The sequence below is a fragment of the Pseudorhodobacter antarcticus genome, from assembly GCF_900110135.1.
Classification (GTDB): domain Bacteria; phylum Pseudomonadota; class Alphaproteobacteria; order Rhodobacterales; family Rhodobacteraceae; genus Pseudorhodobacter; species Pseudorhodobacter antarcticus.
Genome location: NZ_FOCO01000028.1, coordinates 17,342 through 26,966, shown reverse-complemented (window position 1 = coordinate 26,966; position 9,625 = coordinate 17,342). Strand labels below are relative to the sequence as shown.

The 9,625-nt window shown below is 62.1% G+C and carries 9 protein-coding genes; 4 read left to right on the top strand and 5 right to left on the bottom strand.

The window, feature by feature from the left end; all coding sequences use genetic code 11:
* Positions 1 to 75: 75 nt before the first annotated feature.
* On the top strand, positions 76 to 1,959 hold the full coding sequence (locus BMY36_RS13345; protein WP_050518256.1) for a heavy metal translocating P-type ATPase: 1,884 nt from the start codon (positions 76 to 78) through the stop codon (positions 1,957 to 1,959).
* Positions 1,960 to 1,967: 8 nt separating this feature from the next.
* Here BMY36_RS13345 and BMY36_RS13340 read toward each other — a convergent pair whose 3' ends face one another.
* From BMY36_RS13340 to BMY36_RS13325, 4 genes are read right to left on the bottom strand one after another with little or no spacing between them, the layout of a single operon-like run.
* Complete coding sequence (locus BMY36_RS13340; protein ID WP_050518255.1) at positions 1,968 to 2,906, bottom strand: FAD:protein FMN transferase; 939 nt, start codon at positions 2,904 to 2,906, stop codon at positions 1,968 to 1,970.
* Complete coding sequence (locus tag BMY36_RS13335) at positions 2,887 to 5,100, bottom strand: PepSY domain-containing protein (protein WP_050518254.1); 2,214 nt, start codon at positions 5,098 to 5,100, stop codon at positions 2,887 to 2,889. The genes BMY36_RS13340 and BMY36_RS13335 overlap by 20 nt, the downstream gene beginning before the upstream one ends.
* An 18-nt stretch (positions 5,101 to 5,118) precedes the next feature.
* Positions 5,119 to 5,583, bottom strand: coding sequence for a DUF2271 domain-containing protein (locus BMY36_RS13330; protein ID WP_050518253.1), 465 nt, complete (start codon positions 5,581 to 5,583; stop codon positions 5,119 to 5,121).
* A 39-nt stretch (positions 5,584 to 5,622) separates the two neighbouring features.
* A complete protein-coding gene (locus BMY36_RS13325; protein WP_050518252.1) occupies positions 5,623 to 5,991 on the bottom strand; it encodes a PepSY domain-containing protein in 369 nt (122 codons plus the stop codon).
* A gap of 141 nt (positions 5,992 to 6,132) precedes the next feature.
* Here BMY36_RS13325 and BMY36_RS13320 point away from each other — a divergent pair, with 141 nt between their 5' ends.
* Entirely contained in the window at positions 6,133 to 6,792 is a 660-nt protein-coding gene (locus tag BMY36_RS13320) for a response regulator (RefSeq protein WP_050518251.1), read from the top strand.
* A complete protein-coding gene (locus tag BMY36_RS13315) occupies positions 6,789 to 8,096 on the top strand; it encodes an ATP-binding protein (RefSeq protein ID WP_050518250.1) in 1,308 nt (435 codons plus the stop codon). The genes BMY36_RS13320 and BMY36_RS13315 overlap by 4 nt, the downstream gene beginning before the upstream one ends.
* A gap of 292 nt (positions 8,097 to 8,388) precedes the next feature.
* On the opposite strand, the gene BMY36_RS13310 is transcribed toward BMY36_RS13315, so the two are convergent.
* Positions 8,389 to 8,625, bottom strand: a complete 237-nt coding sequence (locus BMY36_RS13310; RefSeq protein WP_050518249.1) for a hypothetical protein — start codon at positions 8,623 to 8,625, stop codon at positions 8,389 to 8,391.
* 138 nt (positions 8,626 to 8,763) lie between these two features.
* On the opposite strand from BMY36_RS13310, the gene BMY36_RS13305 reads away from it, so the two are divergent.
* Positions 8,764 to 9,528, top strand: coding sequence for a Crp/Fnr family transcriptional regulator (locus BMY36_RS13305; protein ID WP_231579642.1), 765 nt, complete (start codon positions 8,764 to 8,766; stop codon positions 9,526 to 9,528).
* The last annotated feature ends 97 nt before the right edge of the window (positions 9,529 to 9,625 follow it).

Genomic DNA, 9,625 nt, shown 5'->3' with positions numbered 1-9,625 from the left:
AGCGTAGTGTCAGTTCAAATTCACATTTGGTGAAAAGCCCCGTTTGTGAAGCCACCGATAAGAAAGTCACCAAGCGTGGAACACTCCAGCACTGATCGGTTCAAAATCGCGCTCTTTGGGCTTGCATTGCTGGGGCTACTCGTTGGGCTGGGCCTTTACATGATCGGCATGGGCGACAAGGCCAGCTTGGTCTGGTTTGTAGGCGTTGTGCCTGTACTGGCGGCACTGATCATTGAGATTCTGCGCAGCCTCTGGCGGGGTGAGGTGGGGCTGGATATCGTCGCGGCCTTGTCTATGACAGCGGCGCTGGCCTTTGACGAGGTGCTTGCGGCGGCGGTTGTGGCGGTCATGTATGCGGGCGGCACCTTGCTGGAAACCTTTGCCGAAGGCCGGGCGCGGCGCGAGATGCACAGCCTGCTGGCGCGTGTGCCGCGCAGCGCCACCCGGCACAGCAATGGACAATTGGAGGAGGTGGCGCTGGACGCGGTAACCCCCGGCGATCTTTTGCTGATCCGTCAGGGCGATATGGTGCCCGTGGATGGGATCATCGCATCATATACGGCCTTTGTGGACACATCCGCGCTAACGGGGGAATCGCTGTCCGCGCGCATGACCAAGGGATCGCCGGTGATGAGCGGCTCGACCAACGCAGGCGCGCCCTTTGATTTGACCGCGACGCATCTGGCCCGCAACAGCACCTATGCCGGGATTTTGCGGCTGGTGGAGGCGGCGCAACAGTCCAAAGCGCCGATGTCGCGGCTCGCGGATCGTTGGTCCCTTGGGTTTCTGGCAGTAACGGTGGGCATTGCCGGGGCGGCTTGGTGGGCCACGGGCGACCCGATCCGCGCGGTGGCCGTGCTGGTGGTTGCCACACCTTGCCCGCTGATTTTGGCCGTGCCGGTGGCCTTGGTCGCGGGCTTGTCGCGCGCAGCACATTTCGGTGTGTTGATCAAAGGGGCTGGGCCGCTGGAGGCAATGGCGCGTATTCGCACCCTGATTTTGGACAAAACCGGCACGCTGACCGATGGCCGCCCGCAAATCACCTCTATCGCCTGCCAGCCCGGTTTTACGGAGGATGATATTCTGCGCTTTGTCGCTGCCCTTGATCAGGCGTCGAAACATCCCGTGGCGCAGGCCATTGTTGCCGCTGCCAAATTGCGCGATTTGGATTTGCCTATTCCGACTGGGGTTGTGGAAGTCGCTGGCGAAGGGGTCACGGGAACGGTTGACGGGCGGCGCATCATTGTTGGTGGCGATGATTTCGTGGCGCGGTCGGTGGGGCTCTCTGTGGGGCAATCCGCCGCCAGCCCGGCATTCCCCGTGGGGGCGGTTCTTGTGGCTGTGGCCGTGGAGGGCCACATGGCGGGGCATCTGGTGATGGCCGATCCGCTGCGCGACGGGGCCGGGGCCATGCTGGGGGGGCTGCGCGGACTGGGCATCACCCGGATATTGCTGGCAACGGGCGACCGGGCCGATGTGGCCGCCCGCGTGACGACGGGTTTGGGCCTTGACGGCATCCACGCGGGGCTAACCCCGGATGGCAAGGTGCAGCTGGTGGTGGGGGAACGCAGCGCCGCCCCGGTGATGATGGTGGGGGACGGCGTGAATGACGCGCCAGCGCTTGCCGCCGCCGACGTGGGTGTGGCGATGGGCGCGCGGGGGGCTGCCGCCAGTGCCGAGGCCGCCGATGTGGTGCTGTTGGTGGACCGGATCGACCGGTTAGGCATCGGGATTGCCATTGCGCAGGCCTCGCGCCGCATCGCGCTGCAAAGTGTCGTCGCGGGGATTGGCCTTTCTGTGCTGGGCATGATCGCAGCGGCCTTTGGCTATCTGACCCCGGTGCAAGGCGCTGTGTTCCAAGAGGTGATCGACGTAGCCGTGATCCTGAACGCCCTGCGGGCCTTGCGGATTTCGCCTGCTGATATGGGGCCGGAAGCGAATCCCAAAAGCACGGCATAGCGTGGCGATCACCACCCTACGCGCGTTTGCAGCACCGCAGCACCTTTCCGCTGCAAAAACAATGCAGCGAGGCCGTTTTGCTGCGCCAAACTGGTGCCCTTTTCCACCCCCGCCACCATCAGCGCCGTGGCCCAGGCATCCGCCGCCATGCAGGTATTCGCCAGCACCGTCACTGATGCGAGCGTATGGCCCAGCGGCCCGCCGCGCGCGGGGTCCATTGTATGCGACAGCCGCCGGGGGCCAACCTCCACCCAATGGCGATAATCGCCGGAGGTGGCCACGGCGCTATCTTGCAGCGCGATCATCGACAGGGGGGTGCGGGCGTCATAATCGGGGCGTTCCACAGCCACGCTCCATCCCGTTCCATCCGGGCGCAGGCCAAAGCCGCGCATCTCACCGTCCAAACCCAGCAGCCCACTTTCGATGCCAAAGCGGCGCAGCGTGTCGGTCATCAAATCCACCGCAAAGCCTTTGGCGATGCCCGAAAGGTCCAGCGCCACTGGGGCCAGTTTGCGAAGTTTGCGGGCGGCGGGGTCAAGCTCCAAAACCTCATGCGCGCTGGGTCGCCCTTGGCCCAAAGCGGCCCGGATCGCGCGGCTATCCGCAGGGTCAGGACCAAAGCTCCAAGCCGTCACCAGATCCCCCATGGCAATATCAAAGGCCCCGCCGGACCTGCGGCCAATGTCGAGACCCTCGGTCAAAACCGCTAGCAATTCGGCGGGTACGTCCTGCCATAGGCCTACCGGCGCGCGGTTTATCCGCATCAGGTCGCTGTCCGGTTTCCACGTCGACATTTGGCGGTCAACCACGTCAACACATCGGGCCAGCGCCGCGTGAATGGGGTCCAGATCAACCGCTGGATTTGCATGAAACAGTGCCGTCCAGTGTGTGCCCATCGTCGGGCCGCCCAAAATGTAGCGGGTCGGGTCAATAGGTGTCTTCAACATAACGCCCCTCGGCTTTCAACAAGGCGGGTGTCCATTTCGTCGGGGCCAGCACCTCGGCCAAGACGGTGGCCACCCCTGCGGCCATATCGCGCCCCCCGCAGACCATGATCTGCGCGCCCTCACTGATAAGCTGGGCGATGTGGGCGGCATCGGCGTGCAACGCATCTTGCACATAGGCGCGGGTGTTGGTGCGCGAAAAGGCGGTGGTCACGGAGGCAAGTTTGCCCGCGTTCTGCCACGCTGCCAGCTCCTCGCCATAGAAAAGATCATGGTCCGGGTGGCGCGTGCCAAAATACAGATGCAGCGGGCGCCTGGCTGTGTTGGCGCGGGCAAAGCCTGCCAAGGGGCCAATCCCGGTGCCTGCCCCGATGAGGATCACGGGTTTGCGGCCCTTTGTGGGTTTGAAATCGGGGTTGGGGCGCACGAAGGCTTGGACCGTATCGCCGGGGGCCAAGTCCAGCAATTGGCCCGAACACAGGCCCCCCGGCACCCGGCTGATGCAGACTTCGATAAACCCGTCGTGCGTGGCGCAGGCGAGCGAATAAAACCTTGGCAGGGGGGAGCCTGTGGGCAATATCCCCAGCAAATCCCCGGGGCCAAATCGCCCGAAACCGCGCCCGGCTATCCAGTCGAACCGCGCCGATTGTGGGCATGCAAAGCGCAGAATGGCGGCAGGGGTTTGCATATCCGTGCCATACTCGCGGCGCGAGATCAGCGTAAGGGGATGGCTGCGCGGAATTGCCGGGCTGTGCGCCAGGTCCAGCGCGTGCCGCAAAGCATTGCCAAGATCGCGGCCCCAGCGGGCAAATTCTTGCGGCGATTGGCGGTCTATCGTCGCCATGGGCAACAGGTTGGGCCAGCCCTTCGCCTGTGCCACACGCGCCACACGCGCCACATCGCCTGCATAGGCGCAAAACTGCGGGAACTGACGGTCGCCAAATCCCAACACCGCCAGCGGGATAGTGGGGGCATGGGGCAGGGCGGCCAGCCGGTCCAAAAACCCCTTGGCTGAGGCGGGCGCGACCCCATCGCCATAGGTGGCGGTCAGCACGATCACCCGTGCGGCGCGGTTGTAGCGGCCCAGATCTAACTGCGTCATCGGGGCCGCATGCACCTTATGCCCGGCCAGCCGCAATGCGGCGTGCAGGGTGGCCGCAAAACCCCAAGTGCTGCCGCCCTCACTGCCCACCAGCAAAATCGTATCGGCCTGAGCCGCCGCTGCATTGCCGATCATTCGGGGCCGGGCTCGGTAGCTTTTCAGCCATATGGCGACCCCCGTCACAGCCATAACCGGCACCCCCAGCGCCATCAGCCCCAGGATCAAGCCCAACCAAGCCATGCCTTGGCCGGTGTGCAGCATGAAGACCACTTCATTGAACCTTTGCCAAAAACCGGCATCCGCCCAAAGCAAGGTGGCACCCGTGCCTTGGTCGATAAACCCTTCACCCCTATTGGTTTTCAACGCGAACACATCCGTAGGATCGCCCGCATAGGGGAAGGTTAATTCTCGCAAACCCTGCACGGGTGTATCTTGCAACAAGGGCATGGTGCCGGGCGTGGCACCGATCCGGCCGCTGACCTGCGCGGGGAATGCAGGTGCCGTGCCATTTGGCAACACATCGAAGGTGCTTGCGGTCATCAACAGGGCTGTTACCGATGACAGCACGAAGCCCGCCACTGACAGCCGCGCAATCTGCGTATGCAAACGCCCTGCCACCGGGCCGCGCAGCCGGGAAAACATCTGCCGCCAGCCGCCAACCCGCCGCCGCATCAGCATCACGCCCGAGAGCGACAGCACCAAAAGCGCCGCCGCCCCTGCCGCCGCCGTCCAACGCCCCACATCGCCCAAAAACAGCGAGCGGTGCAGGTTGGTCACCCAACGCGCAAGCCCGGACGGGGCGTGATCGGCTATGCCCTTTCCGGTCGCGGGGTCGATCACCACGGCACCCGGGCGGCCTGCCTCAAAGTAAAATGCAGTGATCTGGCCTGCGGGGCTGCGGCGAATTTGCTCCACCCCCGGAAAGGTGGCGCTGACCCGCTCCGCCAAGGTTGCAACGGTCAGCGTTTGGTCCAGCGCGGGGGCCATCGCCGCCTCCCATGCGGGCAAAACACTCAGCACAGCCCCGCTTAGCGCCATGGTGACGATCAGCAAGGCCGCGATCAGTCCGGGGAATTTGTGCAGTTGGCGCAGCATGACAGGGCCTTTCCGTACTTACAAATCATAGGTGAAATCGCGGACATAGCGGGCACCCTGAACGGGTTGCCCCGCGCCGGAGGATGTCAGCGGCACCACAATTTCGGACGGGGAGTTGCGCATATCCTCCACGCCCGCGTCGATATGCAGGGAATAGCCCGCATCAAACAGCGCATCCGCCAGATCCAGCGTGATGGTCAACTGCTGGCCTGCGCCAACGCTTGCCCCGGTTATTCCGTCAATCTGGGCCGCATCGCCCGCCGTGGCGCGATACCAATCGCTAAGGTGTTCGTAGTATTTCGACTTGTCGCCCGCCATCCACAGGCTGCCCTGATAGGCCCCTTGGGCATCGGTGACGTACAGCGCAAGATAGGCCCCATCGCCGCCATACTGCGCCATATTGGTGGTCATCGTGACGGGCCGCGCCAGTGCCGGGCTGGCCAAAGCGGTGGTTAGGGCAAGTGCAGTCAGGGGGATATTCATCTGTTTCTCCGTTAGGTTTGGGCAAAGCGGCGGGGTTGTTTATTTTACCACGGGCTTTGTGCCGGGGGTGAACAGCCCATTGGCGGGCGGGGTGGTGCTGCTTGAAGGGGCGGCCTTGCGCCCACGATCATCATCGTCGTCATACTCAAACTCAACGATGGCCAGCGTGGCGGGGTCCACCTTCGCCTCAATCTCGCGGCCAGATGCATCGCGGCCTATGATTTCATAACACCCATCGTCGGTTTTGATCCGCCGCACGGTCCAGCCTTGTGCCTCCGCCATCTTCTGCACCGCCTCGCGCGGTTGCCAGTTGGCCATTGGCACGCGGCAATCATCGTCATCCGCCAAAGCCATTCCCGCCATGCCCAGACCAATCAAAAGTGCGCTGATCCCGATATAGTTTTGCATTGCTTCACCTCCTGCAAGCTGTGTTGATGAGGCCTTATCGCCTTTGAACCTGACGCCTGCCTGAAGCGGGGCGGATTTGTGCTTCAGGTCCGCTTCAGGTTTGCTGCTATAACGGGGCAAGATATAAGGGTGGGGCAAACCATGCGCGTGCTGCTGATTGAGGATGACACTGTGTTGGGGGCGGCGGTGCGTGACCAGATCGCCGCTGATGGCCATTCGATTGATTGGGCCACGCGATTGGACGGCGCAGGGGATTATCTGGCAGTCGCAAGTTATGATTTGATCTTGCTGGACCTGATGCTGCCCGATGGGCGCGGGTTGCCTTTTTTGCGCGACCTGCGTGTGGCTGGCAACACGGTGCCGGTGATCATCCTGACGGCGCTGGACCAAATCAGCGACCGGATTGAGGGGCTGAATGCGGGGGCCGATGATTACATGGTGAAACCCTTTGATCTGGCTGAACTTTCAGCGCGGTTGGGGGCAGTTGCGCGGCGTTATTCTGGCAATCCGAACCCCTTGGTCACGCTTGGCGATCTTACCGTCGATCTGGCCGCACGCCATGTTTTGCGGGGTGGCAAAACGGTGGCCTTAACCGCCCGTGAATGGGTGTTGTTTGAAGGGTTTGTCCAGCGTCCCGGCCAAATCCTTTCGAAATCACAACTGGAAGACCGACTTTATTCCTTCGAGAGTGAGGTGGAAAGCAACACCGTGGAGGTCCACATCAGCCGCCTGCGCAAAAAGCTGGGCCGCGACCGGATTGAGACTTTGCGCGGTCTTGGCTACCGTTTGGGTGCGGCATGAGGGTGCCGTCATCCTTGCAAAGCAGGCTGGCGCTGGCGCTTGGGGCGGGGTTGGTGCTGCTGTGGTTGGCGACCGCTTGGGCCACGATGACGCTGCTGAAGGCCGAGATGGCCGAAGTGTTCGATTCCGCGCTGGAAGAAACCGCGCAACGCCTGTTGCCGCTGGCCGTGCTGGACATTCTGGGGCGTGAGGAGGACGGTATCGACCAGCGCATCGCCACCCTGCGCGACCATAAGGAGTTTTTCACCTATATCGTGCGCGACGATCAGGGCCGGGTTTTGCTGCGCTCGCATGCGGCCGAGGTCGCGAACTTCCCGGCCTTTGACGGCATGGGGTTCCGCCAAACCGCCACGCACCGCTTGTATTATGACGCGGCCTTGCAAGGTACGCTGACTATCGCGATTGCCGAACCTCTGACCCACCGGGCGGAGGCGGCGCGCGAGATGCTGATCGGGCTTGCCCTGCCGTTGATCGTGATCTTGCCGTTGGGGTTTTTGGGCGTGTTCTGGATTGTCGGGCGCAGCCTTCGCCCCGTGCGCCAGTTTGGCACGGCCCTTGCCAGCCGGGGCGCGCGCGATCTTTCTCCGCTTGGGTCGGGCGATTTGCCGGACGAAATCAAACCCGTGGCGGGTGCGGTCAACGCATTGATGCAACGCCTTGACCGCACCCTGACCGCCGAGCGCAGCTTTACCGCAAATGCCGCCCATGAGTTGCGCACGCCGCTGGCCGCCGCCCTTGCCCAAACCCAACGCCTGATCGCCGAAACGACCGACCCAAAGGCGGGCCAAAGGGCGGGCGAGGTTGAAATCGCGCTGAAACGGCTGACGCGCCTGTCTGAAAAACTGATGCAACTGGCCCGCGCCGAAGGTGGCCGCTTGCGCCACGACCATCTGTCAGATTTGAGCCGTATCCTAGACCTTGTGCTGTCAGAGTTGAACCGCACCCCGGATAAGGGCCGAATTGACAACAGGCTGCCATCAGGCCCTGTGATGTCGGATATGGACCCCGACGCCTTTGCTATCGTCGCCCGCAATCTGATAGAAAACGCGCTGCGCCATGGCACGGGGCGCGTGCAGGTGGACCTCACCAATAGCAGCCTTCGGGTGGTCAACGCGGCCCCCCCGCTGTCCCCCAAAACCCTTGCCCGTCTGACCCAGCGTTTTGAACGTGGGCAAAGCAACGTCGCTGGCAGCGGCCTTGGTCTGTCCATCGTGCAGGCCATAGCAGACGGCGCGCAAGGCCGCCTGACCCTGCTTGCGCCGCAGGGCCGGTTTGAGGCGGTGTTCGACTTGCCGGGCGGGTAACGTTTCCCATCCCATCATCACCTCGACACCTTCTGTTGGGCGCGAAAGGCCTATTTGATTTTGTGGCCAAGACCCAAGCTGAACAAAGCGCATATTAAGACAAAGACTGCATGTGCCACGATCTGCGTCCGAACGCCAACGAGCCTGAAAAAACCATCATAGCTTGGCGCGGGCTTTCCTATATCACGGCGCGCCTATGGGGGCACTTTGCTTTTCTTGCGGTGATCCAAACCAATATCCCGTAGCGAAGAGCGCTGTGATTGCAGCACGGTTTACGCCCGACGCGGTGCCGCTATGGCCTGCGCACCGAGTTGCCCCCTGCGATGATGCCGTTGATAAGGGTGGCCACAGCTTTGTGCATTTCAGTGTTGTCGCCGGCATCAGCCGCGTTTTCATGCGTGGCTGCGGCGTCGTGCAGCACACCCAGAATTTCCTTTTCAGGCAGGATTTTGGCATCATTCAGCGCCAGCAGCAGCGCTTCGCAGATTGTTAGCGCGGCCACGCCGGCATTGTTATTGGCATTGGTCATGGTGGGCCTTTCAACGGTAATTGCCCTGAATAAGAGGTCCCGCAGAACATCCCGCAGAAGATCCCACAGGGGATGGAAGAAGAGTATCGGCAAAAAACAGCGCCGGGCTGATGCAGATCAGCCCTTAAGGGCGTTTCCATGATAAAGTCCTGGATGGCCTTAAAAATGGACGTGCATTTGGAAAACTCTCCCCTGTCTCGAAAGCTTGGTGTTTTCGTGGCGTTATCGCAGTCTGAGGTGACGGTTTTGAACGGTCTGCATCAGCGCCGCCGCACCTTTGTGGCCGGGCGGGATTTGGTCGATCAAGGGCAGTCGGATCAGGCAGCTTATATCCTATGTTCCGGCTGGGCCTGCTCTTACAAGCTGCTGTCGGATGGTCAGCGCCAAGTGGTTGATTTTCAAATCCCCGGTGATTTTCTGGGCCTGCGCAGCGTGCTTTTGCGCGTCTCTGACCACAGCATCGTGCCTGTCACTGATATTGAGGTGACAGAGGTTCATGCGGCAGACCTGTTGGATGCTTTTGCAAAGACCCCCCGTCTGGCCGCTGCGGTGCTGTGGGCCGCGTCGCGCGATGAGGCGATTGTGGTGGAGCATTTGGTCGGTGTGGGACGGCGCGATGCGGGCGAGCGTTTGGCGCATTTCTTGCTGGAACTGGGCACGCGCCTGACCCTTGTGGGGATGGGCAGCAAGGCGGGCTATGCTTGCCCGCTGTCGCAATACATGCTGGCGGATGCTGTTGGGCTAAGTGCGGTTCACGTTAACCGGGTGCTGCGCCAGTTGCGCGAAAAGGGGCTGCTGACGTTTCGCGATGGGCATGTCACCTTTGACAATTATGCCAAATTGATCGAATTCGCGCAGTTTGATCGCTCCTATCTGGATGAGATTGGCCCGCTGTTGAAATAGCGCGGATGGGGGCTAACCTGCGTCAGCACCCTCGGTTTTGATACCGGCTAGATATTGGGTATAGCCAATGGGGCGGCTTAAGTCTTTTCAACAGGAA